This is a genomic window from Streptomyces sp. NPDC031466 (genome assembly GCF_055581265.1).
In genome coordinates this window covers 657,411-684,059 of record NZ_JBVIJT010000003.1, presented here as the reverse complement: position 1 = coordinate 684,059, position 26,649 = coordinate 657,411, and the positions used below count along the sequence as shown (strand labels likewise).

Sequence of the window (26,649 nt, the reverse complement as noted above, 5' to 3'; positions counted from 1 at the left end):
CACCACGGAGGACGCGTGACCGCCGCTGCCGCTGCCCTGTCGGAGACCCTTCCGCTCGCCCATCTCGCCTCGGACCTGGGAGTCCGGCTGGACCACGCGGTCGACTTCGCCGTCGGCCCCCGCCGGGTGCGGCTGCTGAGCAACGATCCGGTCGTCGTCGCTTATGCCGGGGCGGTCCTGCGGCCCGGCACACCGACGCCACCTGGATCACCCGACCGGCAGCCGGACGCCGTGTGCCTGGCAGCTCTGGTCGACGCACCGGAAAGCGACTGGCCGGCCACCGCTGACGGCCGGCCGGCCGAGCCGGTGGCCCTGCATCGAGGCGGCACCGGTCTGAGCTCTGTGCTCAGCGCGGCGCACGGGTTCCGGCTCTTCCGCGTGCCCGGTCGGCAGGATCGTTTCGTCACCGACGCGAAGGCGCGGACCGTGCTGTACATCGGCCGGCGGGGCGACCCGAGGGCCGTACGCGAACCGGTCTGGCTGGTCGAGGCGGTACTGACGGCGGTCACCGCGCAGGACGGACCCGTCCTGGCCGCGGCGGCCGTGGGCTCCGGCTTTGGCGCGGCGCTGCTGCTCGACTGCGGATCCGGGACGGCCGGTGCGGTCCTGCCCTTGCTGGACGGGCCCGGTGCGGCCCTCGTGGCCTGGTCCAACGTCCAGCTCACGACCGCCGCGGACGAGCCGGACCAGCTTTTGGTGCGCGGGCTTCCCGGGCCGTGCGAGGTGCCCGAGCCACTGGTCCGGCACCGCCCGGCCCTGCGTCGGTCGGTGTGCCTTGCCGACCACCCCTCTCTGTCCCTGCCCGGCACAGGACAGGCCGAGGGCCGGGATGAGCGGGTGTCCTTCACCGCCGACGAGATCGGCCGCGCCCTGGACTGCGCCCGGGTGGACGAGGCCCCGTTGGCCTTCGTGGCGACGGAGCGCGGAGCGAGCCGCCAAGCACTCCTGCGCCGGGCCGCCGAGAGGGTGACCACCCGCTGTCCGGCCTGGCACGGCATCTGTCCCCCTCCCGCGCCGGTGGACGGTCCGCTCTGCGAGGCCGGTCTCGCAGCCCTCCCATGGACGACCGTGGACACGTATGACGTCGTCGCGGCCGAGAGTGTGGCAGCGGAGCTGCGACAGCACCGGCTCACCACAAGTGTCCCCGATCTCCCGGACGCCCGGCACTGGCCGCGCGCCCCGATGACCGGACGCTGGGTGGCCGTCATGGAGCACCGCCGTCTCACGCGCGGCATGAGGCTGGAGCGGTGGCGGACACGTGCGGTGAGCGCGGGTGCCGTACACGAGTTGATGACCACGCCGGCCCCTCCCCCACCGGGCAGCGACCGGGTCGATGACGTCGCGTACCTGGGGTTCGCCGAGTTCACCGCTGGGCTGTTCGCCGTCGGGGACGCGGTGCGGGAGGCCGACGGCACCTTGCTGGGACACGTTCTGGGCTTTGACGACACGCATCTGCCCAACCACATGAACGTGATCCTGCTCGCCGAGGACCGGCGTACCGGGCGCCGGCGCGGTCTGGTCCCAGGGGGCGGGCTCCATGTCGTGTCGCCCGCCGACGCACGGACGACACGGGAAGGCCGTGGCCTGTGACGCGCCCACTCCAGGGGTTCAGGAAGACTTCCGGGACGAGCGGGAAGGACGTCCACGCGGTCTGCGTCCGCTGCGGCCACACCCGCCCGTACGCCGCGGTCGACCCACGCTGCGACTGCGGCGGTCTCCTCGACCCGGAGTACGACCTGAAGAGAGCCGTCGTGCGTGACGACGAGGCCGTACCGGGCGCGCGCTATTTCGATCTGCTCCCGCTGCGCGGGCCCGAGTCCGTCCTGGACATCGGGGACGGCAACACACCCTGCGTCCACGCCCGCACTCTGGGGGCGCGGCTCGGACTCGACCAGCTCTACCTGAAGGACGAGACCCGCAACGCCACGTGCACCACAAAGGACCGCATGGCAGCGTGCGTACTGGCGGTCTTCCAGGAACTGGGGGTAGACGAGTTCGTGGCCAGTTCCACCGGCAACAGCTCCACCTCCTTCGCCTGGGGCCTGCCGTTCACCCGAGGCATGCGGGTCCATCTGTTCGCCGGACGGGACTTCATCGACCGCCACCAGTACACCGACCACCCGGGTGTCGAACTGCACGTGGTCGACGACGACTTCGTCGGCGCGGCCAAGGCCGGCCGGGCGTACGCGGATGAGCACGGCCTGCTCTTCGAGGGCGGTTTCTTCAACTCGGCCCGCCGCGAGGGCCTGAAGCTCGCCTACCTGGAGGCGTACGACCAGATGCCGCGGGAACCGGCCGTGGTCGTGCAGGCCATCAGCAGCGGGATGGGTGTCTACGGCGCGCACAAGGGCGCCCGCGAGTACCTGGCGATGGGCAGGCTGCGAGCGATGCCCCGCTTCGTGTGTGTGCAGCAGAGCAGTTGCGCGCCCATGTGGAACGCCTACCGCGAGGGCAGCGACCGCATCCTGCCGCAGCACATCCTGCACCGGCCGCGGGGGCTGGCCAAGGCGATACTGCGGGGGGACCCGACCAACACCTATCCGTTCATGCACGCCATCACCACCGGTACGGGCGGCAGCTTCGCCGCCGTGTCCGACGCGGAGATGGCCGACGCGCGCCGCTGGCTGGCACAGGACGAAGGCATCGAGGTGTGTTTCGCCGCGGCGGCGGCGCTGGCCGGAGCCGCCCAACTGGTCGCGCGCGGAGAGATCCGGCGCGAGGAGGCGGTCCTGGTCAACCTGACCGGGGGCGAGCGGAACGGATCAGCTGATGGGTGAGCCCTCGCACGACACTCGGCGTCCGCTGCGCATCAGTGCACGGGCGCTGCGCATCCGGCTGGCCTCGGTACGGGCGGTACGGGCCACTCGCTGGGGCTTCCTGGGTTCCTGCCTCTCGGTGGCGGACATCCTGGCCGTCCTCGCCGAGCACCTGCGCTTGGCCGACGCCGCCCGGGAGACACCCGACGACGACCGCCTGGTGCTGTCCAAGGGGCACGCGGCTCCGGCCCTGTACGCGGCGGTCACCGAGTGGCCCGGCGACGGCAGTTACGCCGCGCTCGGCAGCTCGTATCAGGGGCATCCCAATCTCTCGTTCCTGCCCGGAGTCGGTGTGACCAGTGGGTCGCTGGGGCTGGCCGTCCCCGCGGCCGCCGGGCTCGCCCAAGGGATGTCGCTGCTCGGGGGCACGGGAAGCGTCGCCGTGGTCCTCGGTGACGGCGAACTCCAGTCCGGCATAGCGCTGGAGGGGGTTCTGTGGGCGGTGCGGGCCGGTCTGCGCAACGTGCTGTTCGTCGTGGACGCCAACGGCTTCCAGTCCGGTGGCGCCACCCCCGGCGGGGACGTGACGCGCCGGATGCTGGAGGCCGCGGTGCCCGCGTTCACGGCTGTCGACGGCCATGACACGGCGGAACTCGACCGCGCGATCGGCCGCTCCTTCCGGGAGGCCGCGGGGCCGGCCCTGGTGTGGGCCACGACCGTCCGCGGCAAGGGGATGGCCGCCGTGGAGGAAAAGCCCGTTCCGATGAGCTGGATCCCCGAGGACACCGTCCTGGCGGCGGCGGAGGAGGACCTGACCGAGGCTCTGCGACGGGCCGATGACCGCCTCGCCCGCCCAGCGGTCGAGCAGACCGTATCCGGGAGGAGTTCGTGATGCGCACTGGAGCCGACGCCCTGGTCGACGCCCTGCACGGCGCGGGGGTGGAGATGTTCTTCGGACTGCCCGGCGAGTCCACGCTGCCGTGGTACGACGCCGTGCGCCGCGGCGGCGTACGGCACGTGATGGCGCGCAGTGAGACCGCCGCCGGGTACATGGCCGACGCCTGCGCCCGGTTCACCGGGAAGGTCGCCGTGGTGGACGCGCCGGGCGGCATCGGATCGCCCCTGCTCCTGCCCGCCTTGCACGAGGCGCACAACAGCTCCATACCACTGGTCGCGCTCACCAGCGGCGTACCCGCGGCGCAGGAAGGCCGGTGGACGACGGCGGCCTGCCGGCACCAGGAGATGTTCCGGCCCACGGTGAAGGCCACCCTCTCCGTGCCGGACGCCGCCCACCTGCCGGCCCTTGCTGCCCGCGCGGTGCACCTCGCCCGCCAAGGGCGTCCGGGGCCCGTCCATCTCGACGTTCCGTCCGACCTCCTCGCCGCACCGTACGAGGGCCCGCCCGCCCCCCGGGAGAGCCGTGGGTACGCGCGCTCCCGCATCCGCCCGGACCAACAGGAGCTGGCCCGTGTGGTCCGCCTGCTCATGGCGGCCGAACGCCCTCTGGTGGTCGCGGGCGGCGGCGTACAGCTCTCCGAGGCCTACCCCCAACTGGCCGCCGTGTGCGAGACGTTCGGCGTGCCCGTGGGGACGACGTTCAACGGCAAGGGCGCACTGGCCGAGACCCATCCGCAGAGCATCGGCGTCGTGGGCGCGAAGGGGTCGGCGGGCGCCAACGACATCGCCGCCCGGGCCGATGTGGTGCTGTGGATCGGCAGCAAAGCGGGCGACAAATCCACCGGCTATGGTCGGCTGCCCGGCCCCGGGGCCGTGTGCGTCCAGGTGGACATCGACGAGGACGAACTCGGCCGCATCCTCACGCCCCGGCACTGCCTGCACGCCGACGCGGCGGCGGCCCTGGAAGACCTCGCCGACGCGCTGAGCGCGGCGGGATGGGCCGGAGCGCCGGACTGGACGGGCACCACGGGCGCCCTGCTGGACGAGCCGCAGGACGACGTCAGCCCCTCCCCCGGCGAACTCGTCCGCGCCCTGACCGACCTCTGCCCGGACGACACCGCCGTGATCGCCGACGCGTCGCGTGCGTGCAGCTGGGTCGGGGCGCACTTCCGCTGCCATCGGGCCGGGCGGTCGGTGATCGCGCCGCGTGGCAGCGGAAGCATCGGTTACGCGCTGCCCGCCGCCATCGGTACCGCGCTGGCCCAGCCGGAGCGCACCGTCGTCGGCGTCGGTGGCGACGGTGGGTTCGCCCTGGCCTGCCAGGAAATGGAGACCGCCGTCCGCACCGGAGCACGTCTGGTCTTCATCCTGCTCGACGACAACGCGTTCGGCCTGCTGAACCGGGTCTCCTCGGTCAACCTGGGAGATCCGCGGCTGGTGGAACCCTTCGCACCCACCGACTGGACGGCGGTGGCCCGGGGATTCGGCTGGCAGGCGCACACGGCCCGGGACCGGGCGTCCTTCGAGAGCGCCCTGAAGGCGGCGCTGGTGGCTCAGGGCCCGACACTCATCGACGTACCCCTCGCGTCCGACGTCTCCTCACCGGACTTCCAGATGTACGCCGAGCGGCAGGCGGGCCGCAGGTGAGCGCGGCGCCCGGACCCGAATCACAACTGGAGGCGTTCACCCACGCCTTGTGCGGCGAACTGCTGCGCCGGCCCGAGCCGTTCGTGATCGTCAGCTGCGACGCCACTTTGTCCTTCCGGCTGGGAGAGTTCGCCCGGCACCACCCGGAGCGGGTCGTGGACGCCGGGATCGCGGAGGCCACCGCCGTCGCCGCCGCGTTCGGCATGGCACGCGCCGGGCTGCGGGTCGTCGTGGCCGGTTTCGCCGCGTTCTTGTCCCTGCGCGCCCTGGAACCCCTGCGCTCTCTCGTCGCCCTGCACCGGGCCGACGTCACCGTCCTCGCGGGCATGACGGGGCTGAGCGCGGGCCGCGACGGCGTACAGCACCAGGCCACCGAGGACGCCGCTCTGGTGCGCTGTGTACCGGGCGTCGAGATCGTCGCCCCCTCCGACGCGGCCGGCGCACGAGCCCTCGCCGCCCACTGCGCCGCCCGCCCCGGGCCACGCTGGGTCCGCCTCGTGCGGCGTCCCGTCACGCTGCGGGGCCCGGCGGACACCGGCCCCGCCTGGGCTCCGGCGCGGTGGCTCGTACGAGGGGACGGCTCCGTCGTGCTCTGTGCCCACGGGGCTCTGTGCGAGCAAGTCGCGCAAGCCGCACGGCTGATGGGCGACCGGTACGGCATCAGCGCCTCGGCCCTGGAAGTCGGGCAACTGGCCCCGGCGCCACCCGGGCTCGCCGACCTGCTCCGGCAGCACTCCCTCGTACTGGCTTGCGAGGACCAGACCAGCCCCGGCGCACTCGCCGCCACCTTGGCGGAAACGCTCACCACCCGGCACGGCCGCCCCCTCACCGAAGTGGCCGGTCGACGGCCGGACCCGCCTCTCCTGCGCTTCGATCTGGCCGCGTCGCCCGGTTCCGGTGACTACGGGGAACTCCTGCACGCGGCCGGGCTGACCCCCGAGCTGATCGCCGCCCGCGCCGCCCAGGCCCTCGCCACCGGTCCGGGCACGTCCCAAGGAGGAACGGCATGATTCACTGCGCGATCGTCGGAAGTGGCTGGTCCGCCGGACGACACGCCCGCGTACTGCGCCGAGTCGAACAGTCCGAACTCGTCCGCGTCGTCGTGGAACCCGGGCAGTCCGTGCGCCTGCCCGGCGACTTCGGCTCCCCTCAGGTGACGGACCGCCTCGACGACGCGCTCACCGACCGGGATGTCGACGCGGTCGTCGTGTGCACACCTCCCGACACGCACCTCGGCATCGCGGAGGCGGTGCTGCGCGCCGGCAAGCACCTGATCGTCGAGAAGCCCGTGGGCCTGCGACCGGAGCGCATCCCGGCCCTGGAGCGCCTGGCGGAAGAACGCGGGCTCGCGGTGATGGTGCCCTATCACTTCCGGTTCGTACCACAGTTGCGGAGGCTGCGCACGCGGGTGCGAGCGGGTGACTTCGGCACCGTCGCCCATGCCTACCACCGCATGTACAGCCTGCGCGACCGCGAGGGCGCCTGGCTGTGGGACGCCTCCCGCAGCGGCGGCATCATCATGGAATCCCTGGTGCACGGCATCGACCAGATCATGTGGGTGCTCGGTGAGCGGCCCGTCGCGGTGACCGCCATGACCCACTCGGGGCGCAATCAGGTGGCCGACGCGGCGACGGTGTTGCTCCAATTCCCCGGTGGAGCCGTGGGCACCGTCGAGGGCTCCTGGATCAGCGACCCGCACGTCCCCTTCGGCAGCCTCGACATCGTGGGCACGGCGGGCTCCGCGGCGTTCGACCGCGGCCGGTTCGACGACCGGTACTTCCGGGTCGAGGCGGCCACGGCCGACGCCCCGGGCACGCGGGTCGACTCCCTCGCGGACGACGACGCCGGATTCGTCGGCCTGCACGAGCACTTCGCCGCGTGCTGCGCCGACGGCAAGCCACCGGAGGCCGCCCACCTGCGGGACGCCCACGCGGCGGCGCTGGTGGCCGCGACCGCCGTCGAGGCCGCCCGCTCAGGCCGTCAGCTGCCGGTCACCGGCCTGCTGCCGGACGCTCCCTGACGAAGACGTGCTCGGGCCGCAGCCGCACCGTCACCCGCTCGGCATCGGCATCGTCCGGGTAGGCGCGGCCCTTGTACCTCATCGACAGTCGCTGGATGAGCTGTGCGGCGTCCGCCTCCTGGATGACGACCGTGCCTTCCAGGGACACGTAGGAGTTCGGGTTCTCCCGCGGGTACACCAGCAGTGTGGCGCGGGGATCCCGCGTCAGGTGCCGGTACTTGAGCCTGTCGCGCAAGGTGCTGATGAGCACCTCGTCCCCGTCCGTCACGCACCACACCACCGACAGGTGCGGTTGCCCTTGCGGCCGCAGGGTCGCAAGGACCGCGAAGGCCCTGTCGTCGATCCATGTGCGCGCAACCTCGGGAATGACGCCGTCCGACACCGGTTCTCCTTCCGTCTGCCCACCTCACGGCTTGTGGGCTTCGTCCGCCCGCCGCCGTTTCACGCGAAGGGACCAGCGTGAGCGCGTCCGGCCCCGGCCGCCAGTGGGCCCGGCGCTTTCCAGCAATACGTCCTGCTCGATCCGGTCCACCACGAACAGCAGGGCGAGACAGCCCAGTACGGCGACCAACGCGGCCGACAACAGACCGGGAACGAACGATCCCGTCGCTCCCTTCAGGAAGCCGATCACCATGGGCGAGGCGATGCCGGCGATTCCCGAGAACGTGTTCTGGATGCTCTGGAGCGTGCCCGCCACCGGCATTCCCGGTGGCGAGATGTCCGCGGGAATCGTCAACAGGACCGACGTGGCGAACGAGACACCGGCGAAGGACAGCGACAGCAGCGCGAGCGCCGCACCGGCGCCGGGAACGACCGCCGCCGCACCCACCGCCGCCGAGACCAGCAGGCCGCCCGCCCCGCAGCTCTTGCGGGCGTACGTGACCGACTTGCCCCGCCGCACCAGCGCGTCCGACGCCCAGCCGCCCAGCCAGTTCCCGACGACGGCCGCCAGGGCGGGAACCGTCCCCAGGAGGCCGAACTTGAGCAGGGTGAACCCCCTGGCCTCGATCAGATAGGTGGGGAACCAGGTGATGAAGAAATAGATCACATAAGACTGGGCGACGACGGCGACGACCGTGCCCCAGACCGTCCGGCTGCGCAACAGCGTCCCCCACCCCGGAGGCGCTGCCACGGGGTCGGTCCCTGCGGGCGCGGAGCCCGTCGCCGGGCTCGGGGCGGGCCTCTCGATACGGCGAAGTTCCGCCGTGGTCACCCGTGGGTGGCGGGCCGGCTCGTCGCGGAACACGGACCACCACAGTGCCACCCAGAGCAGACCCGTCAGCCCCACCACCAGGAAGGCCACCCGCCACCCCGCACCCGCGATCAGCGCGGAGAACACCGGAATCGCGAGCAGTGTGCCCACTCGGGCGCCACTGTCGTACACCCCGCTCGCCGAGGCCCGCTCGTCCCGCGGGAACCAACGCTCCACGCAGCTGGTCGCCGCGGGGAACATGGCGGCCTGGGCGACCCCGAGCAGCAGCCGGAAGCCGATCAGCCAGGCACCGCCGAACGCCAGTCCGGTAACAGCGGTGACCAGTGACCAGCTCACCACGGCCCCGGCCAGCACCCTTCGCGCCCCGAAGCGGTCGACCAAGCGCCCGCAGGGGATCTGGAAGGCGGCGTAAGTCCAGAAGAAGGCCCCGAGGACGACGCCCGACAGGCTGTCGTCGAAGCGAAGGTCCCGCGCGATGGCCGGCAGGGCGACGGACATGCTCGACCGGTCGACGTAGTTGATCACCACGGCCGCGAACAACAGGACCGCGACCTGCCACCGTATTCGGCTGTCCTTCGAACCGGCCGGGCGACTGTCCAAGCCACCATCCGTCTCCCGCAACGGCAGACCTCCCGCGCTGGACTCGAATCCTCTCAGCAGTATCGCCGAGGGCCCGGCCCTCGGCACCTGCGCCAAAACAGGACCAAGGCACGCAAGTCGGCCTGTCGCGCGCATGTGCTCAGGCTCGTGCCGTGTCCGGCGGCCGGATGGTCAGGTGGCCGACGCGGCCCAGGGCCGAGACCGAGGCGGCGCATGCCAGCCCGAGGGCGGTCAACGTTCCCCAGACCAGGAACTCCTGGTGCCGTGTGGCGCCCCAGAAGGCGCCGACGACGAAGTTGCCGCAGGTGATGCCCACACCCGAGACGGTGTGGTAGAGCCCGTAGTGAGTCGCCACGAAGCGGCCGCGGGCCAGCGCCACGACCATGTCCATCTCGAAGGGGTAGACCACCGTCGACCCGGCGGCGAGCAGGGCCACCGCCATGGTCAGGCAGCCGATCCTGGCCGCCCCGCCCCCCTGTGGGCAGAGCGTGAGCGGGAGGAAAGCCAGACCCATGAGCGACAGCCCGCCCACGAGTGCCGTCCGGGCGCTCCACCGGTGTCTCACCCACTCGGTCAGTCGCAACTGGCCCACGACGGTCACCCCGGCCGACACCACGAACAGCCCACCGGTCACGAACGGCCCGTCGGTGCCGAGCGTCTCGGCGGCGACGAGGGGGAGCGCCATGTAGGTCTGAAAGGCCAGCACGTAGGACCCGGCCATGGCCACGGCGAACAGGACGAAGGGCCGGTTGGCGGCCACTGCCCGCCACTGCGCCGTGACCCCGCCCGCTGCGCTACCGGCGCCCAGGTCGCGCCGGGCCGGCAAGGCCCGCCACTGAAGAACGGAGAGGCAGGTGAAGACGGTGGCCGCGACCGCGCACACCAGTCGGAAGTCGACGGCCAGCAGCGCGAGACCGACGACCGGCCCCAGCAGCATCCCGCCCTGGTAGTAGACGTTGAAGACGGCGAAGGCATCGACCCGCCGCTTCCCGGCCTCGGCGGCCAGGTAGGCGCGGACCGCGGGGTTGAACAGGGCGCCGGCGAAACCCGTCGCGACGGAGGCGAGAATCAGTGCGGGGAGAGTCTCCGCCAAGCCCAGCGTCGCGAAACCGACCGTACGCAGGAGACATCCCGCCAGGATGGGCACCTTGTAACCCAGGCGGTCGGCGATCGTACCGCCGAGCAGGAACATGCCCTGCTGGGAGAAGTGCCGAATGCCCAGCACCAGCCCCACGGCCCAGGCGGCGAGCCCCAGTCCGCCCGCCAGATGAGAGGCGAGGTACGGCATCAGCATGTTGAAGCCGAGATTGATCGCGAACTGGTTCACCATGAGCAACCGTACGACCGGCGGAAATGACCGGGTCTGCCGCCAAAGACGCCGCATCAGGCGCCCCAGCGCAGCCGCGCGCGGGACACGGTGGCCCCTGCCGGATGCGAGCCGGACGTCAAAGCCGACGAGGAGTGGCTACGGTAGGCAACTGAATGAGCGTTCACTTAAACAGAGAGTAGTTATTGCGGTGGCGTCGGAGAGCTACTCATGCCGCGCGAACGAGTGATGACGCGAAGCCGGACGGCACTGTTCGCCGTGTCCGGTGGTGTGGCGGTGGGCAACTTGTACTGGGCACAGCCGCTGCTCGCTCCCATCGCGAAGGACTTGCACGCCACGACCGCCGCGGCCGGCACCCTTGTCACAACGGTCCAGTTCGGTTACGCGGCCGGGATCCTGCTCATCGTCCCCCTCGGGGATCTGCTCGACCGCAGACGTCTCATCCCGGTCATGCTGCTCGGCTCAGCCGGGATGCTCACGGCATGCGCGCTGGCACCGACATTCACGCTCCTCGCCGTCGCTCTCACCCTGCTCGGCGTGACGACGGTGTCCGGCCAACTCCTGACGCCGCTGGCGGGCGACCTGGCCGGTGACGGCGATCGGGGCAGCGTGGTCGGCACCGTCACCGGCGGCATCCTCACCGGCATTCTGCTGTCGCGTACGCTCAGCGGCCTCATCGCGGGCGCCGCCGGGTGGCGCGCGGTCTGCGTGCTCGCGGCGCTGTGCGCTCTGCTCCTCGCCGTCCTGCTGCACAGGTCGATTCCCCCTCTGAAGCCACGTACACGACTGCGCTATCCGGCGCTTCTGGCCTCCGTGATGACTTTGGTGAAACGGGAGCGAGCCGTTCGGTGGACCCTGGCACTGGGGGCGATCGCGTTCTCGGTCCTCACCCTGTTCTGGACAGCGCTGACGTTCCTGCTCAGCAGTCCGCCATTCACCTATCCCGTGACCGTTATCGGCGCCTTCGGCCTCGCGGGACTGGCCAGTGTCCTCGCCGTGCGACATGCCGGGCGTCTGCACGACCGGGGGCGGTCTCTCCCCGCGACGGGCGCCGCTTGGGCGCTGGCCGTCGCGGCCTTCGCCCTCGCCGCCTTCGCGAGCCGTTCCGTCCTGCTCGTCATCGTGACGGCTGTCCTGCTCGACGCCGCCGTCCAGACGGTGAATGTGCTCAACCAGTCGCGAGTCCTCACCATCGCCCACGCGGCCCGCAGCCGGGTCAACACCGCGATGGTGGCCAGCAACTTCATCGGCGGCGCCACGGGCTCCGCGGCCTCCGTCTTTCTGTGGTCGGCGGGTGGCTGGACAGCCGTGACCACCGCCGGAACGGCGCTCAGCTGCCTCGGCTTCACGATTTGGATGGCGGGCCGACGAGGCGCGCTGTCGGCCGTCCCCTGACCCCCTTTTGGTTTACGGGGGCCGACTCTCGGCTAAATCCGAACCGATTTCGCCACGATTGCCGGAATCGGCCCAGCACTCCGTGACACTCCTCGATCCCGTCGGCCGGTGTTGTGCGGCACGACACCACGACTCAACCCACCCCTCCGGCGCGACCGGAGAGGGCGTCTCCTGTGCGGCTCCATATAGACCCGGACCGCTGCGACGAGGTACGGCCACGAATCCGCTTCCGAGAGCCGCCCAGGACCCAGACCAGCCTGCCCCCGGCCGCCGGGTCGTAGTCGGCGCCCGCCTCCATCGGGGTGTTGTAGAAGTGCGGGGCGTAGACGAGGTGTTCGTCGGGGACGCTTCCCAGGCCGGTGGGTACGCCTTCGCCGACGATCGGGGTCGGCTCGATGAACAGGTGGTTCGAGCGGTCGCGGGTGCGGATGGCGGCGGTGAGGCGGCGGTACATCGGGGTGAGCTGCGTCGCCTCGATGCGGCGTGCGGCACTGGCCAGGTCCTCGCCCGCGCGCAGCTCCCCCATCGGCTCGTTGATCAGGTCGTAGCCGAAGACCGCGGGGTGTCCGCCGAAGCGGTCCACCAGCAGGCGCCACATGGGGGCCTGCGCGCGTTGCAGGTCGGCGTCCTGGTAGAGGTGGGTGAAGGCGCGCTGGACGGCGGGTTCGAAGTATTCGGCGAACCAGTCCTCGGGGTGCGCGGTGAACGGCAGCCCGTCGGTCCGCGTCGCCCATGCCGGGATCCCGCGGTGGCCGAACGCGGGCCCGAACACGTCCTGGTGGGCGTCGATGACGACGTGGACACCGTGCTCGCGTGCCCAGTCGAGGATGCGCCCGAACTTGCGCAGGTACGACTCGCTGTAGCGCCCGCGCCGCGGCTCCAGGCCGTCCCAGAAGACCAGCAGGCGGGCGCTTCCGGTGGGAGAAACGGCCACCCGAGGGCGCGGGGTCGATGACCAGGCGCCGGGGTGACCTGCGGCCCTTTTCCTGAGACAACCCTCTGCGACCTTCACCTAACAACTGACCTGAGCAGCACATCAGCGTGCCTGGCACTCCATCAGAACGAGCGTCAAATGAGCGTCACGAGCGTCATTTCAGCGTCAAGGTATCGCCTGTAACGCCCACACCGCACACAATGCACACTGACAAAACGGTCAAGGGACCTGGTCCCCAGCTGGTCCCCAAAAACGATCAAGGGGCCGCTTCAGATTACTCTGAAGCGGCCCCTTGACCTGCGACTCTTTCGAGTCGGGACGACAGGATTTGAACCTGCGACCCCTTGACCCCCAGTCAAGTGCGCTACCAAGCTGCGCCACGTCCCGGTGTGTTCCGTGCGGTGTCCCGCGTGATCACAGGTAGAACTCTACCCCACGTGCACGGGTGCTCCGTTCCCCGGTGACCGCCGTCAGGTACGCGCGACAATCGTCGTATGAGCACTGCACCCCGACCGGACGACCGTGACCGCGACCGTGACCGCGACGAGGAGGGCCGGGCCCGCAACCAGCGGCCCCGTGACGGGCTCGGGCGGCCGCTGCCCTACGGCACTGAGGGCGTGGCCCGCCAGCCCGAGGGAGTCGTGCGTACCCCCGAGGAGTCCGTGGCCGAGGCGCAGGCCCTGCTGGACGCGGGTCGGCCCTTCCACGCGCACGAGGTGTTCGAGGACGCCTGGAAGTCCGGCCCGCCCGACGAGCGGGAGCTGTGGAAGGGGCTGGCGCAGTTGGCGGTGGGCCTCACCCACTCGGCGCGCGGCAACGTCACGGGCGGGGCGCGGCTGCTGCTTCGGGGGGCGGGGGCCGTCACGTCCTGGCGCGGCGCGCCGGGCGGGCGCGAGCGGCCGTACGGGATCGACATCGCGGGGCTCGTCGGCTGGGCCGAGGCGCTCGCGGGCCTGCTGGAGCGGACGGAGACGCCGGTGGACGCGGTCCGCCACGCCCCTCGGCTGCGCGGGAGCGCCACCCACTGAAGGGGAGCCCCCCGTAGGCCCCCCGTTCGCGACACCCCCACTGCCCTCCGCGCCCGGCACACTTCCGCGCGGCCCGCACGGGCGGCGCCCGTGTGGCGTCACCGGACCGGACCGGCCCCGCATGCAGCCGCCCCGGCCCGATGTGAGGGTGGCCGTGTGACCATGACCGATCAGCGGGCCGCCGCGGTGCAGGCGCCGCCCGCTCTCGACCGGCGCCGCCGCAACGTCGTCTTCGTGACGATCATGCTGGGGATGCTGCTCGCCGCCCTCGACCAGACCATCGTCGGCACGGCGCTGCCCACGATCGTGTCGGATCTGGGCGGGGCGGAACACATGTCGTGGGTGGTGACGTCGTATCTGCTCGCGGAGACCGTCGCCACCGTCCTGGTCGGCAAGTTCGGCGACCTGTTCGGGCGCAAGGTCGTCTTCCAGGTCTCGGCGGTCGTCTTCATCACCGGATCGTTCCTGTGCGGTCTGTCGACGAACATGACGCTGCTCATCGCCTGGCGGGCGATGCAGGGCATCGGCGCGGGCGGGCTGATGGTGACGTCCATGGCGCTGATCGCCGATGTCATCCCGCTGCGCGAGCGCGGCAAGTACCAGGGTGCGATCGGTGCCGTGTTCGGGGTGTCGACCGTGATCGGGCCGCTGCTCGGCGGGCTCTTCACGGATCATCTGACCTGGCGCTGGGCGTTCTACGTGAACGTTCCCATCGCGATCGTCGTGGTCATCGCGGCGGCCCGCACGATCCCGGTGGTGAAGTCGGTGGTGCGGCCGGTCGTCGACTATCTGGGCATCGCCCTCGTCGCGGTCGGGGCGAGCGCGCTGATCCTGGCGACGAGTTGGGGCGGCAACGAGTACGCGTGGGGGTCGCCCACGATCATCGGGTTGTTCGTCGGGGGTCTGATCGCCCTGGCGCTGTTCTGTGTCGTCGAGACACGCGCCGCCGAACCGATGCTGCCGATGCGGCTCTTCTCGAACCCCGTCTTCACGGTCTGCTCGATCCTCAGCTTCGTCGTGGGCTTCGCGATGCTGGGCGCGATGACGTTCCTGCCGACCTACCTGCAGTACGTCGACGGCGATTCGGCCACGATCTCGGGCGTGCGGACGCTGCCCATGGTGGTCGGGCTGCTCATCGCGTCCATCTTCAGCGGCAACGTGGTCAGCAGGACGGGAACGTACCGGATCTTCCCCATCGTCGGCGCCCTGGTGATGGCGCTCGGGCTCTATCTGCTCTCGCTCATGGGGAGCGCCACGAGCGCGTGGCTGGAGTCGCTGTACATGTTCGTGCTCGGCGCCGGGATCGGTCTGTGCATGCAGGTCCTGACGATCGCCGTGCAGAACACGGTCGCGTACGGCGATCTGGGCACCGCCACCTCCGGGGTGACGTTCTTCCGTACGCTGGGCAGCTCGTTCGGTACGGCGGTGTTCGGCACGATCTACGCCAACACGCTCGCCCCGAACCTGAAGGACGGCGTCGCGGCGGCCGCGGAGAGCGGCGCGGCGGACCCGGCGGCCGTCGCGAGGGCCGCCCAGAGCCCGCAGGGCGTGCACGAGCTGCCGGGCGCCGCGGCGGCGCCGGTCGTCGAGGCGTACGCGGACACCCTGCACACGGTCTTCCTGTGGACCGTGCCCGTGGCGCTCGTCGGGTTCCTGGTGGCGCTCTTCCTCAAGCAGGTCGAGCTGCGTGACAGCGCCCGCATGGGCGCGCCCGACATGGGCGAGGGCTTCGCGCAGCCCGGCAGCGGGGACTCCGGGCACGTCCTGGAGCGGAGTGTGGCCGGCGTCGTCGGCAAGGTCGGCATGGACACCGCGCGCGGCATCATCAAGGGCTCCGACACACGTCTGGACATCGCGGGCGCGTGGGCGGTCATGCAGGTGGCGCTCTTCACCCGGATGGTGGGGTACGCCGGTCTCGGTGTGATCGCGGCGCGCCGCCGGATTCCGGCCGAGGTGCTCGTGCCGGTCTTCGACCGCATGGCCGAGGAGGGGTATCTGACCCACACCGGCACGTACTTCTCCCTGACGCCCGCCGGGGAGCGCGAGGCCGAGGTCATCTCCGGGGCGTGGTCGTCCTGGCTGGCCGAGGAGGTCGAGAAGGACCTCGGACGGCCGCCGGACGAGCAGCTCACCGCGGCGCTCGACACGATCGCCAAGCGGCTCCTCGCGGAGGACCTGGAGCAGGGCCTCGCCCCGGAGACGGCGGGCGCGTCGTTCGCGTCGCGGTGAACCCCCTGCCGCCTACGCCTTGTAGTGGGTGCGCAGTTCCCGTTTGAGGACCTTCATGCTGGGGCCGAGCGGGAGGGAGTCAGTGAACTCCAGGCGGCGCGGGTACTTGTGGCGGCCCAGGTGGTCCTTCGACCAGGTGATGATCGCCTCCGGGTCCTTGGCCGCGCCGGGCGCCGGGACGACGACGGCGCAGATCTCCTCGCCGTGGACGGGGTGGTCCAGGCCGATCACGGCGGCCTGCGCGACGTCGGGGTGGCGCATGAGGACCTCTTCGACCTCACGCGGATAGACGTTGAAGCCGCCGCGGATGATGACGTCCTTCTTGCGGTCGACGATCCTCAGGAAGCCCTCGGTGTCCTTCGTGCCCAGGTCGCCGGTGCGGAACCAGCCGTCGACCAGCGCCTGCGCGGTGGCCTCGGGGCGGCCCAGGTAGCCGGAGAAGACGTTGTGGCCGCGGACCACGACCTCGCCGAGCTCGCCGACGGGCAGCAGCTCCACCCGGTCGTCGACCTCGGCGCGGGCTATCTCCACGTCGACGCCCCACAGGGGGTGGCCGATGGTCCCGGCCCTGGTCCCGAGATCGGGTTGGTTGACGGAGGCGGCCGGGGAGGTCTCGGAGAGGCCGTAGCCCTCGTACACGGGCGTGCCGAAGGCCTCCTCGAAGCGTTCGAGTACGGCGACGGGCAGCGAGGCGCCGCCGGAGACGCACAGGCGCAGCCGGGGCAGCTCGGGGGCGCCGGCGGCGGCCGCCACCAGGCCGACGAACATGGTGGGGACCCCGTGGAAGGTGTTCGCCCCTTCCGCCACCATCAGCTCGATGGCCCGCGCGGCGTCGAAGCGGGGCAGCAGGACCAGGGTCGCGCCGGCCCGCCAGGTGGAGTTCATGGAGACGGTCTGGCCGAAGGCGTGGAAGAGGGGCAGTGCGCCGAGCGCGACGTCGTCGGGGCGGACGTCGTTGGCGTCGAAGGCGTTGACGGTGGCGTTCATCACCAGGTTGAAGTGGCTGAGCACGGCGCCCTTGGGGACACCGGTGGTGCCGCTGGTGTAGAAGATGACGGCCGGGTCGTCGGCGTCCCGGGTGGCGTACGAGGCGAGGGGCTCGGCGGCGCGGGTCAGCGCCTCCAGTTCGCCGGCGGCGCCCAGCTCCAGCATGCGCACGCCGGTGGCCTCGGCGGCCGCCGCTCCCGTGCGCGCCTGCGCGGGGTGGCACAGGAGCAGGCGCGCGCCGCTGTCGCGCAGGACGTGCTCGACCTCCTCCGCGGAGAGCAGCAGGTGGACGGGGACGACCACTCCCCCGGCGGCGAGGATCGCGTAGTAGGCCTTCGGGAACTCGGCGGTGTTGGGCGCCATCAGCGCCACGTGGTCCCCCGGCCGCACGCCCAGTTCGGCCAGCGCGGCGCCCTGCGCGCGGGCCTCGCGCCACAACTCACGGAAGGTGAACCGCCGTTCCCCCTCGACGAGGGCGATGCGGTCCGGGTGGCGGCGGGCGGGTTCGGCGAGGACGGCGGCGAGGGACAGCGTTGCCATGGGGGTGGTGCTCCGTTTCCGTGCGGCCTTCGGTGATTCGGACTGCTGCTCGGCGGGGCGCGCCCGGCGGCGCGCCCGGCCGGCTCAGTCGCGCTCGACGAGGAGCGCGCTGCCCTGGCCCACGCCGACGCACATGGTGGCGAGGCCGCGCGAGGCGCCCGTGCGGCGCATGCGGTGCAGCAGGGTGGTGAGGATGCGGGCCCCCGAGCAGCCGAGGGGGTGGCCGAGCGCGATGGCGCCGCCGGAGGGGTTGACCAGCTCCGGGTCGATGCCGAGGGCGTCGACGCAGGCGAGGGCCTGGGCGGCGAACGCCTCGTTGAACTCCGCCTCCTGGAGGTCGCCCACGCTCCAGCCGAGGCGGTCGAGCACCTTGCGCGTTGCGGGGACCGGCCCAAGGCCCATGACGTCGGGGTGCACGCCGGCGGAGGCCCCGGCGGCGTACCGTCCGAGGGATTCCAGCCCCAGGTCGTTGAGCGCCTCCTCGCTGACCAGCAGCAGTCCCGCGGCGCCGTCGTTCATCGGTGAGGCGTTGCCCGCCGTGACCGTGCCGCCCTTGCGGAAGACCGGCTTGAGGCCGCTGAGCTTCTCGTACGAGGTGTCCTCGCGCACGCACTCGTCCGTGTCGACCACGACGCCGTCGGGCCGGGTGACGGGGAGCAGTTCGTCGTCGAAGTGGCCGTCCTTGCGGGCGGCGGCGGCGCGCTGGTGGCTGCGCAGCGCGAAGGCGTCCTGGCGTTCGCGGGAGACGCCGTGGCGCTCGGCGACCTCCTCGGCGGTCTCGCCCATGGCGAGGACGCCGTGCAGGTCGTTCATCCTCGGGTTGGTCAGGCGCCAGCCGAGGCGGGTGTCGGCGGTCTCCATGCGGTGCGGCAGGGCCTCGTCCGGGCGGGGCAGGACGAAGGGGGCGCGGCTCATGGACTCGGAGCCGCCCGCCAGCACGATGTCGGCCTCGCCCGCGGCGATGGTGCGCGCGGCGGTGGTGACGGCTTCGAGGCCGGAGGCGCACAGCCGATTGACGGTCGCGCCGGGCACGGACTCCGGAAGGCCGGCGAGGAGGGCGGCCATGCGGGCGACGTTGCGGTTGTCCTCGCCCGCCTGGTTGGCGGCGCCCCAGTAGATGTCGTCGATGCGGGCGGGGTCCAGCTGCGGCAGGTCGGCGAGCAGTCCGCTCACGACGCCCGCGGCGAGGTCGTCGGGGCGGACGGGAGAGAGGGCGCCGCGGAGTTTGCCGATGGGGGTGCGGCGGGCGGCGGCGAAGTGGACGGTGCGCACGATACGACTCCGGATCGTTTTGCGGTCTCGCTGCGTTAATTAGCGCTGCTAGTTTTGGAGTCTATGCGGGAGTCGGGGGCTGTGGGAAGAGGGGTCGCCGCCGGCCCCCGCCCCCGCTCTCCTACGCCTGGGCGCGCCCCAGTTCCGCGAGCCGGGTGAGGGCGGGCAGGGCGGCCGTGATCGCCCGGCGCTCCTCGTCGGTGAGCCGCTCGACCAGCGGGCGCAGGTGGCGGGAGCGGTCGGCGCGGCGGGAGCGGCCGATCTCCCGGCCCGCCTCGGTGACGTGGACCAGGACGGCGCGGCCGTCGCTCGGGTCGGGACGGCGCTCCACCAGGCCGTCCCGCTCCAGACGGGTGACCAGCTGCGTGATGCCGGGCTGGCTGACCTGCTCGGTCTTCGTCAGCTCGGTCAGCCGGCGCGGGCTGCCGCCGAACGCGAGGGTGTCGAGCACGGACAGGGTGGTGAAGGGCAGCTTCTCCAGGACCGGCAGGCGGATGTAGAAGCGGTTGAAGTCCTCGATCGCGGCGGTGAAGGCTGCCACGTCCAGGTCCACTTCTCCGTCCACATCTCCGTCATCTACGTCCATCTCCACGTCTGCGTCCGGGTCGCCGGTCAAGGGGGTGTGCGGTTCGTCGTTCGGCATGGCGTCCACTTTAAGAACGGCTCGCCGACTTACGTAAGTTTCTTATGCTGTTTCGCGGGAGGCGGACGCGGACCCGGACGCAGGTCGCGAGGCCGGGGGCGAGGCACGGGGCGGGCGCGAGGCACGGAGGCCGCGGAGGTCTCAGGGAGCCAGGTCGATCCGTACCGCGCCGCCGCGCGCGTCCACCCGCCCGGTCCACTCCCCGGAGACGCGGAAGGTCCGGTTCGGGGTCACCGGGCGTCGGCGGCGCGCCCGGTGGAGCGTCCTGCCGTCCTGCGTGACCGTCAGCACGGGGTGGGCGAGAAACTCCGTCGTCCGCACCATGAAGCCCTCGCCCAGCGCCTCCTCCGTCGGCACCAGCCGGTTCGGGGCCACCCAGGCGAGCGGGCCCGTGACCCGCAGCGGCACCGAGGCCGCGGGCCAGTCACCGTCCGCGAGGTAGCGGCACACCGCGAGGGAGGCGGCGACGCCCTCCCGGGCCACCACGCGCGCGGTCTCCGCGGCGTGCAGGAGGTTGCCCACCGCGAAGACGCCGCGCTCGGCGGTGCGGAAGGCACCGTCGACCGCGGGGCCGCGCGTGCCGGGGTCGAGCGGCAGCCCGCCGTGCCGGGCCAGTTCGTGATCGGGGACGAAATCGCCGGTGAAGACCACCGTGTCGCAGGCGAGGTGCGCCGTCGCGCCGTCCGGGTGCCGCAGTCGCACCCCCGACAGACGCCCGCTGCCGAGGATTTCGGTGACGGTGGCGCCGGTGAGCAGCGGGATGCCGTGCCGCAGCCGGGCCTCGGCGGCGCGGGCGCGCGGTGCCTGGTGGCGGGGGTGCTCCGTGACGAGTGCGGCGACCTCGACCCCGGCGCGCCGCAGTGTGTCCAGGGCGGCGAAGCTCACGGGCTCCGCGCCGACCACCACCGCCCGCGTGCCGATCCGCCGGCCGTGGCCGTGGACGGCTCGCTGCAACTCCCCCGTGGTGAACACCCCGTCGGGCCGGGTCCCGGGCACCAGCCGTGCCGCGCGCGGTTGTTCGCGCGCGCCCGTGGCGAGGACGACGGCCCGGGCGGTGATCCGCTCCAGGCCGTGCGGGCTGGTGGTGTCCACGGTCAGCGGGCCCGACCAGGCGGTGACGGTCACGCCGGTCCGCAGGACCGCGCCGACACCGACGGCCGCGGCCACCCAGCGCTCGGCGTACCGTGCCCCGGTCGTGCCGAGGCGGCCGAAGCCGCCGTGCGCGCAGTGCCGCGCCGCGCCGCCCGCCCGCCGCTCCCGGTCGACCACCTCGATCTCGCCGACGCCCGACCCGGCGAGGCCCACGGCGGTGGCGAGACCGGCCGGCCCGGCCCCCACGACCAGCACGTCGACGATGCGTTCACGCCTCATCCGGACCCCGTCCCCCACCGCTCCCGGCATCCCGCCGGAAGCCCTGCTCGAAGAGTTCGCGCACCTCGGCCCCGCAGTAGAAGCCCTGGCAGCGCCCGCCGCGCGCCCTGGTGCGGCGGCGCAGCCCGTCCGGCGAGCCCGGCGGGACGGTTCCCGCGAGGGCGTCGCGGATCTCGCCGCGCGTCACCCGCTCGCAGTGACAGACGATGCTGCCGTACGCGGGGTCGGCGGCGATGAGGTCGGCGCGCTGATAGGGGCGCGGGAACGCCTCGCCGAGGTTCGGCATGCGGACGGGCGGCAGGTCGCGGGCCGGGGGCAGGTCCAGGCCCGTGGTGGCGAGGAGTTCGGTGACGTGGGCCGCGATGGCCAGGGAGGCGGTGAGCCCGGTCGAGCGGATGCCGCCGACCGTGACGTGGCGCTCTTCCTTGTGGGCGTGGATGCGGTAGTCGTCGTGCTCGGTGGCGGCGCGCAGCCCGGCGTAGACGGCGGTGACCTCCTCGTCGAGCAGTTCGGGCAGGACCCGGCGGCCCTTCTCGCGGAGGGCGGCGATGCCCTCGGCGGTCGACCCGGTGGCCGTCTTGTCGTCCAACTCCTCGGCGGTGGGGCCCAGGAGGACATTGCCGTAGACGGTGGGGGCCACCAGCACACCCTTGCCGAGGGCGGTCGGGACGGGCAGCAGGATGTGCCGCAGCAGGCCGCGGGCGAACTTGTCGAAGACGATGAGCTGGCCTCGGCGCGGGGTGACGGTGAAGTCGTCGTGGCCGAGCAGCCGGTCGATCGTGTCGGCGTGCAGCCCCGCGGCGTTGACGAGGTGCCGGGTGCGCAGGACACCGCGGGTCGTGGTCAGTTCGTGGCGTGCCGGCGTCGAGGCGATCTGCTCGACACGGCAGGCGAGGTGGAGGTCGACGCCGCCGCGCACCGCTTGCGTCGCGTACGCGAGGGTGGTCGTCCAGGGGCAGATGACGCTCTCGCCGGGTACGTCGAGCGCGCCGAGGGCCCCGGGGCCCAGGTGGGGCTCGCGGGCCCGCACCTCCTCGGGGCCGATGATCCGCGCGGCGTCGTAGCCGTTGTCGGCCGCCTTGCGCAACAGGGCCGGCAGCGCGGCGCGTTGTTCTTCGTCCCAGGCGATGAGCAGGGCGCCGACCGGCTCGACGGGAATGCCCGACGCGGCGGCGTACGCGGCCAGGAGCCGTCGGCCCTCGCGGACGAGGCGGGCCTCCAGGGAGCCGGGCACGGCGTCGAACCCGGTGTGCAGGATCGCCGTGTTCGCCTTGGAGGTGCCCTCGCCGACGTCGTTCGCCGCGTCCACCAGGGCGATGCGCAGGCCGCGGTGGCGGGCCAGCTCGCGGGCGATGGCGCAGCCCACGACTCCGGCGCCGATCACGGTCACGTCGTACGTCGCTTCCGGCAGCGCGCCGTTCCTCAGTACCCGGCCGGCGCTCCAGGCGTCCGCTACGGCGTCGCCTCCGCTCATGAGGGCGTGCGTTCCATCAGCGCCGTCACGGCCGAACGGAAGCCCGCGAGGCGTTCGGCGGCCTCGTCCGCGCCGATCCTCGGCTCGTAGGTGGCGGCGGGTCGCCAAGCGGGGGCGACCTCGGCGACCGGGAGCGCGGGGTCCAGGCCGATCCGGGCGAGCGCGGCCACGCCGAGTGCGGTGGCGTCGGGCAACGCCGATACCTCGACCGGCAGTTGGAGCAGGTCGGCCTGGGTCTGCATGAGCAGCGTCGAGCGCGTCAGGCCGCCGTCGACGCGCAGGCTCGTCAGGGGCCCGCCCAGGTCCGCCGCCACCGCGTCGGCGAGCGAGGCGACCTGGGCGGTGATGCCCTCGCACAGGGCGCGGACCACGTGCCCGGCACCCGTGTCCAGGCCGAGCCCGGTCAGCGAGCCGCGCAGGTCGCCGCGCCACCAGGGGGCCGCGAGGCCGGCGAGCGCGGGTACGAAGGTGACGCCACCCGCGTCCGGGACGGCGCCGCCCACGGGGTCGATGTCCTCGGCCCCGCCGATCACACCGAGGTCGGTGAGCCAGTGGACGGCGGACGCGGCGGTGTAGACCTGCCCGTCGAGGCAGTAGTCGGCCTTTCCGTCCAGCCGCCAGGCGACGCAGCTGACCAGGCCCGAGTCCCCGCGCCGGGGCCGTCCTCCGGTCTGGGCGAGCAGGAACGCCCCCGTGCCATAAGTGCACTTGGCGCTGCCCGGCTCGGTCACGCGCTGGGCGAGGAGCGCGGCCTGCTGGTCGACGAGGAGTCCGGTGAGCGGGATCTCGGGGCCGAAGGCGGTGGTGGTGCCGACGGGGCCGGCGGCGTCGACGACGCGGGGCAGGCGTTCCTCCGTGAGGCCGTAGAGCTCCAGTGCGCGCGGTGACCATGTGACGTCGTCGAGGTCGAGGAGCTGGGTGCGGCCCGCCGTGGCGGCGTCGGTGACGAAGGCCCCGGTGAGCCGGTGGACGAGCCAGGCGTCGCTGGTCGTGACCACTCCCCGCCGGGTGAGGTGGCGGCGTATCCACGCCATCTTGGGAGCGGCGAAGTAGGGGTCGAGCGGCAGGCCGGTGAGGTGGCGCAACTCCTCGGCGTGCTCGGCGAGTTCCGCGCAGAGCGAGGCGGCGCGGCGGTCCTGCCAGACGAGGGCCGGGGTCAGCGGCCGCCCGGAGTCGGGGTCCCAGGCCAGGACGGTCTCGCCCTGGTTGGCGAGGCCGACGGCGGCGACCGGTTCGCCCGCCTCGGCCAGCGCCCGCCGGCCGGCGTCGACCACGGAGGTGAGCAGCTCGGCGGGGTCGACCTCCACGCCGCCGCCGGGCAGGTGGCGGGGGCGCACCTCGGCGGTGCCGGAGCCGATCACGCCGCGCTCCGGGCAGACCACGAGGGCCTTCGTCCCGGAGGTGCCCTGGTCGACGGCGAGCACGGGCCGCTGCGCCGAAGGCCGCTCATAGGTGATCACCGCGGAAGCCTGCTACAGGGGGACGGAGGGCGTCAAGGGACCGGAGCGATCAGGTCACCGCGGCATATGAGCACGCGGCGCGCCGTGTTGACAGAAGCCGATCACAAAAGATGCGGGAAGTGCCCTGCACAGGTGAGGGCCGGATCTACACTGTCCGCCGAACAACATCATCAACACCCCTTTCACCGAAGCCCCTTGCCCGACGACCTCTTCACCGAGGCCCCTGCCGACCCGACACGTACACGCCTCCTTCGCCCTCTTCCCCCAACAGAGGACTCATGCCGATGCCGTTAGGCCGTCCGGTGTATCACCCGGCGGGCCACGACGAACCGTTGCGCGCGGTGCTCCAGGACCTCAAGGCGGGTCGCTGGGTCTCCACGCGCAACCTGCTGACCGAGACGCCCGACTGGGGACTGTGGACGCAGCGCACGCAGATACTGGCGGCCGCCGTCGCCGGTTCCGACGTGGTGCGCGCCTGGCGCGCCGAGGAGCCGCACAGCGCGTCGGCGGCCGTCCTGCACGCCCGCGTCCTGGTGGAGCGGGCCCTGCGTGCCCACCGGGCCGGGCACCGGCGCACCAACGATCTGTGGCGCGACGCCGTCGCCGCGTGCGCCGCCGCGTCCTCCCTGTCGCCGGAGGACCCCGTGCCGTGGATCTGTCTGCTGGCCCTGGCCCAGCTGGACGAGGGCCAGCGGTGGGACGAGCACCGGCTGGCGCCCCCGGAGCCGATGCTCTTCCCCGGCCCGTGGCAGCTGCTGGCCGAGGCCGACAAGCGGGACCCCGGCAACCGCGAGGCGTACCACCGGATGCTCCAGTTCGTGTACGGGCGCCGGGCCGGGGGCCCGCTCACCGAGGCGTACAACTTCGTGCAGTGGGCGTCGGCCGCGGCCCCGGCCGGTTCGCCGCTGCATCTGCTGCCCCTGTACGTACGCGTTGAGCGCTACCGCAGGGAAGCCGGCCACGAACGGGCACTCGACCTGCACTGGATCTCGGAGGACGCGACGCGCGGCGCGCTGCGCGCCCTGCACCTGTGGTTCGACCACGCGCTGCCCACGGCGACCTCGCTCCTGGACCTCAACCACCTGGCGCACGCGCTGTGGGGCGCGCACCAGTTCCACGACGCGGCCCGGGTGTTCGAGGCGCTCGACCCCTTCTTCACCGTCGCGCCGTGGACGTACCGCACGCACTCCCCCCAGGACACGGACGCGGCCGCCGAGGTCTTCGTCCAGGCCCGCGCCCGCAGCTTCGCGGCCTCCCGCACACCGGGCTAGGCAACCGCCCGCCCCCGCCCCGTCCCCGCTCCCCGCTCCCCCATCCGGAGGTCCATCCGTGTCCCGCACCACCTGGTCGTCGAGCACCGTCCCCGCGCCACGCCAGGACGAGGAGGAAAGACTCAGGGAACTCGGCTACCAGCCCGTCCTGGCCCGCCGCATGGGCGGTTTCGGCAACTTCGCCATCAGCTTCTCCGTCATCTCCATCCTGTCCGGCTGCATGACGCTGTACGGCTTCGGGATGGTCACCGGCGGTCCGGCCGTGATGCTCTGGGGCTGGGCCGGTGTCGGCCTCTTCGTGCTCTGCGTGGGTCTCGCGCTCGCCGAGGTCACCAGCGCGTACCCGACGTCGGGGGCCCTGTACTACATGGCCGACCGGCTCGGTGGGCGCCGCTGGGGCTGGTACACCGGCTGGCTGAACCTGCTCGGGCTGCTCGGCGCGATAGCCGGCATCGACTACGGCGCCGCGCTGTTCACCGGGGCGTTCCTGAACCTGCGGTTCGGCTTCACGCCGACTGCCGAGAAGACCTTCCTGATCTTCCTGTGCATCCTGCTGCTGCACGCCGTCCTGAACCTGTTCAACGTACGCCTGGTGAGCCTGCTCAACTCCATCAGCGTGTGGTGGCACCTGGCCGGTGTCACCGTGATCGTCGGCGCGCTCGCCATCGTGCCGGACCACCACCAGTCGGTGTCGGACGTCCTGACCATGTACAACGACGGCACCGGCTGGGACAACCCGCTCTACGTCACGGCGATCGGCCTGCTCCTCGCCCAGTACACCTTCTCCGGGTACGACGCGTCCGCCCACCTGTCCGAGGAGACCTCCAACGCGTCGGTGACGGCGGCGCGCGGCATCGTGCGCGCCATCTGGGCGTCGTGGATCGCCGGGTTCGTGCTGCTCGCCGGGCTCACCTTCGCCATCCAGGACTACGCGGGCACGCTGAAGACGGACACCGGTGTGCCGCCCGCCCAGATCATGATCGACGCGCTGGGCGAGTCCGGTGCGACGGCGCTGCTGTTCATCGTGATCGTGGCACAGCTCTTCTGCGGCAACGCCGAGACGGCGGCGGCGAGCCGCATGGTGTTCGCGTTCTCCCGCGACAACGCGCTGCCCGGCTCCGCGCTGTGGCGCAAGGTCAGCTCCCGCACCCAGGTGCCGGTGCCCGCCGTGTGGCTCTCGGTGGGCCTGGCCGCCGTGATCGCGCTGCCTTCGCTGTACTCCACGACCGCGTACACCGCCGTGACCGCCATCAACGTCATCGGCATCACGCCGGCCTACGCCATTCCGATCTTCCTGCGGCTGCGCGCCGGCGACCGCTTCCGGCCCGGGCCGTGGAACCTGGGCCGCTGGAGCCGGCCCATCGGCTGGATCGCGGTGGTCTGGGTGGCGTTCGTGACCGTCCTGTTCTGCCTGCCGCAGACCTCACCGGTGACGGCCGAGACGATGAACTACGCGTCGATCGCGCTGGCCGTGGTGCTGATCCTGGCCACCGTGTGGTGGTTCGTGGCGCGCCGCTCGTACAGCACGCCGCAGGCGTACGGCTCGGACCGCGAGCAGGCCGAGGTCGCCGAGGGCATCGTCTGA

General features: G+C 72.3%; 20 protein-coding genes, 1 tRNA gene and 1 pseudogene. 11 read left to right on the top strand and 11 right to left on the bottom strand.

Features of this window, described 5'->3' with window-relative positions:
• Positions 1 to 15 precede the first annotated feature (15 nt).
• Genes ACZ5GP_RS08800 through ACZ5GP_RS08775 form a run of 6 tightly spaced genes read left to right on the top strand, consistent with a single transcriptional unit; the run spans position 16 to position 7,320 of the window.
• Positions 16 to 1,590: a DUF6917 domain-containing protein gene (locus ACZ5GP_RS08800; protein ID WP_468750118.1), complete on the top strand. Its 1,575-nt coding sequence runs from the start codon at positions 16 to 18 to the stop codon at positions 1,588 to 1,590.
• Positions 1,587 to 2,777 carry a threonine synthase gene (locus tag ACZ5GP_RS08795; RefSeq protein ID WP_468750117.1) on the top strand — a complete coding sequence of 397 codons (1,191 nt, stop codon included), beginning with the start codon at positions 1,587 to 1,589 and terminating at the stop codon, positions 2,775 to 2,777. Before ACZ5GP_RS08800 ends, ACZ5GP_RS08795 begins: the two co-directional genes overlap by 4 nt.
• On the top strand, positions 2,770 to 3,648 hold the full coding sequence (locus ACZ5GP_RS08790) for a hypothetical protein (RefSeq protein ID WP_468750116.1): 879 nt from the start codon (positions 2,770 to 2,772) through the stop codon (positions 3,646 to 3,648). The genes ACZ5GP_RS08795 and ACZ5GP_RS08790 overlap by 8 nt, the downstream gene beginning before the upstream one ends.
• Entirely contained in the window at positions 3,648 to 5,300 is a 1,653-nt protein-coding gene (locus ACZ5GP_RS08785; RefSeq protein WP_468750115.1) for a thiamine pyrophosphate-binding protein, read from the top strand. The genes ACZ5GP_RS08790 and ACZ5GP_RS08785 overlap by 1 nt, the downstream gene beginning before the upstream one ends.
• Positions 5,297 to 6,310, top strand: a complete 1,014-nt coding sequence (locus tag ACZ5GP_RS08780; protein ID WP_468750114.1) for a transketolase family protein — start codon at positions 5,297 to 5,299, stop codon at positions 6,308 to 6,310. The genes ACZ5GP_RS08785 and ACZ5GP_RS08780 overlap by 4 nt, the downstream gene beginning before the upstream one ends.
• On the top strand, positions 6,307 to 7,320 hold the full coding sequence (locus ACZ5GP_RS08775) for a Gfo/Idh/MocA family protein (protein WP_468750113.1): 1,014 nt from the start codon (positions 6,307 to 6,309) through the stop codon (positions 7,318 to 7,320). Before ACZ5GP_RS08780 ends, ACZ5GP_RS08775 begins: the two co-directional genes overlap by 4 nt.
• Here ACZ5GP_RS08775 and ACZ5GP_RS08770 read toward each other — a convergent pair.
• The 3 genes from ACZ5GP_RS08770 to ACZ5GP_RS08760 all read right to left on the bottom strand — a co-directional run bounded on the left by ACZ5GP_RS08770 (position 7,292) and on the right by ACZ5GP_RS08760 (position 10,517).
• Entirely contained in the window at positions 7,292 to 7,702 is a 411-nt protein-coding gene (locus tag ACZ5GP_RS08770) for a PPOX class F420-dependent oxidoreductase (RefSeq protein WP_468750112.1), read from the bottom strand. The genes ACZ5GP_RS08775 and ACZ5GP_RS08770 overlap by 29 nt on opposite strands.
• A 24-nt stretch (positions 7,703 to 7,726) precedes the next feature.
• On the bottom strand, positions 7,727 to 9,133 hold the full coding sequence (locus ACZ5GP_RS08765; RefSeq protein WP_468750111.1) for an MFS transporter: 1,407 nt from the start codon (positions 9,131 to 9,133) through the stop codon (positions 7,727 to 7,729).
• 139 nt (positions 9,134 to 9,272) lie between these two features.
• Positions 9,273 to 10,517 carry an MFS transporter gene (locus ACZ5GP_RS08760; RefSeq protein WP_468750110.1) on the bottom strand — a complete coding sequence of 415 codons (1,245 nt, stop codon included), beginning with the start codon at positions 10,515 to 10,517 and terminating at the stop codon, positions 9,273 to 9,275.
• Between the two features lie 171 nt (positions 10,518 to 10,688).
• Between ACZ5GP_RS08760 and ACZ5GP_RS08755 the strand changes: the two genes are divergently transcribed.
• Entirely contained in the window at positions 10,689 to 11,855 is a 1,167-nt protein-coding gene (locus ACZ5GP_RS08755) for an MFS transporter (protein ID WP_468750109.1), read from the top strand.
• Positions 11,856 to 12,117: 262 nt separating this feature from the next.
• Here ACZ5GP_RS08755 and ACZ5GP_RS08750 read toward each other — a convergent pair.
• Positions 12,118 to 12,765, bottom strand: a pseudogene (locus ACZ5GP_RS08750) (glycoside hydrolase family 5 protein); the annotation flags it as partial.
• 337 nt (positions 12,766 to 13,102) lie between these two features.
• A tRNA-Pro gene (locus ACZ5GP_RS08745) sits at positions 13,103 to 13,176 on the bottom strand.
• Between the two features lie 107 nt (positions 13,177 to 13,283).
• On the opposite strand from ACZ5GP_RS08745, the gene ACZ5GP_RS08740 reads away from it, so the two are divergent.
• Positions 13,284 to 13,817 (top strand): DUF309 domain-containing protein, encoded by a 534-nt coding sequence (locus ACZ5GP_RS08740; protein ID WP_468750108.1) that lies wholly within the window; start codon positions 13,284 to 13,286, stop codon positions 13,815 to 13,817.
• A gap of 162 nt (positions 13,818 to 13,979) precedes the next feature.
• Positions 13,980 to 16,046 carry an MDR family MFS transporter gene (locus ACZ5GP_RS08735; protein ID WP_468750107.1) on the top strand — a complete coding sequence of 689 codons (2,067 nt, stop codon included), beginning with the start codon at positions 13,980 to 13,982 and terminating at the stop codon, positions 16,044 to 16,046.
• A 12-nt stretch (positions 16,047 to 16,058) separates the two neighbouring features.
• On the opposite strand, the gene ACZ5GP_RS08730 is transcribed toward ACZ5GP_RS08735, so the two are convergent.
• The 6 genes from ACZ5GP_RS08730 to ACZ5GP_RS08705 all read right to left on the bottom strand — a co-directional run bounded on the left by ACZ5GP_RS08730 (position 16,059) and on the right by ACZ5GP_RS08705 (position 23,793).
• Positions 16,059 to 17,573: a long-chain-fatty-acid--CoA ligase gene (locus tag ACZ5GP_RS08730; protein WP_468750106.1), complete on the bottom strand. Its 1,515-nt coding sequence runs from the start codon at positions 17,571 to 17,573 to the stop codon at positions 16,059 to 16,061.
• Positions 17,574 to 17,657: 84 nt separating this feature from the next.
• Positions 17,658 to 18,845 (bottom strand): thiolase family protein, encoded by a 1,188-nt coding sequence (locus ACZ5GP_RS08725; RefSeq protein WP_468750105.1) that lies wholly within the window; start codon positions 18,843 to 18,845, stop codon positions 17,658 to 17,660.
• Between the two features lie 121 nt (positions 18,846 to 18,966).
• Positions 18,967 to 19,488: a MarR family winged helix-turn-helix transcriptional regulator gene (locus ACZ5GP_RS08720; RefSeq protein WP_468750104.1), complete on the bottom strand. Its 522-nt coding sequence runs from the start codon at positions 19,486 to 19,488 to the stop codon at positions 18,967 to 18,969.
• Between the two features lie 141 nt (positions 19,489 to 19,629).
• Entirely contained in the window at positions 19,630 to 20,859 is a 1,230-nt protein-coding gene (locus tag ACZ5GP_RS08715) for an NAD(P)/FAD-dependent oxidoreductase (protein ID WP_468750103.1), read from the bottom strand.
• Positions 20,849 to 22,333 (bottom strand): FAD-dependent oxidoreductase, encoded by a 1,485-nt coding sequence (locus tag ACZ5GP_RS08710; RefSeq protein ID WP_468750102.1) that lies wholly within the window; start codon positions 22,331 to 22,333, stop codon positions 20,849 to 20,851. Before ACZ5GP_RS08710 ends, ACZ5GP_RS08715 begins: the two co-directional genes overlap by 11 nt.
• Complete coding sequence (locus tag ACZ5GP_RS08705) at positions 22,330 to 23,793, bottom strand: FGGY family carbohydrate kinase (protein ID WP_468750101.1); 1,464 nt, start codon at positions 23,791 to 23,793, stop codon at positions 22,330 to 22,332. Before ACZ5GP_RS08705 ends, ACZ5GP_RS08710 begins: the two co-directional genes overlap by 4 nt.
• Positions 23,794 to 24,071: 278 nt before the next feature.
• Here ACZ5GP_RS08705 and ACZ5GP_RS08700 point away from each other — a divergent pair, with 278 nt between their 5' ends.
• Positions 24,072 to 25,064, top strand: coding sequence for a hypothetical protein (locus ACZ5GP_RS08700; RefSeq protein ID WP_468750100.1), 993 nt, complete (start codon positions 24,072 to 24,074; stop codon positions 25,062 to 25,064).
• 58 nt (positions 25,065 to 25,122) lie between these two features.
• Positions 25,123 to 26,649: an amino acid permease gene (locus tag ACZ5GP_RS08695; protein WP_468750099.1), complete on the top strand. Its 1,527-nt coding sequence runs from the start codon at positions 25,123 to 25,125 to the stop codon at positions 26,647 to 26,649.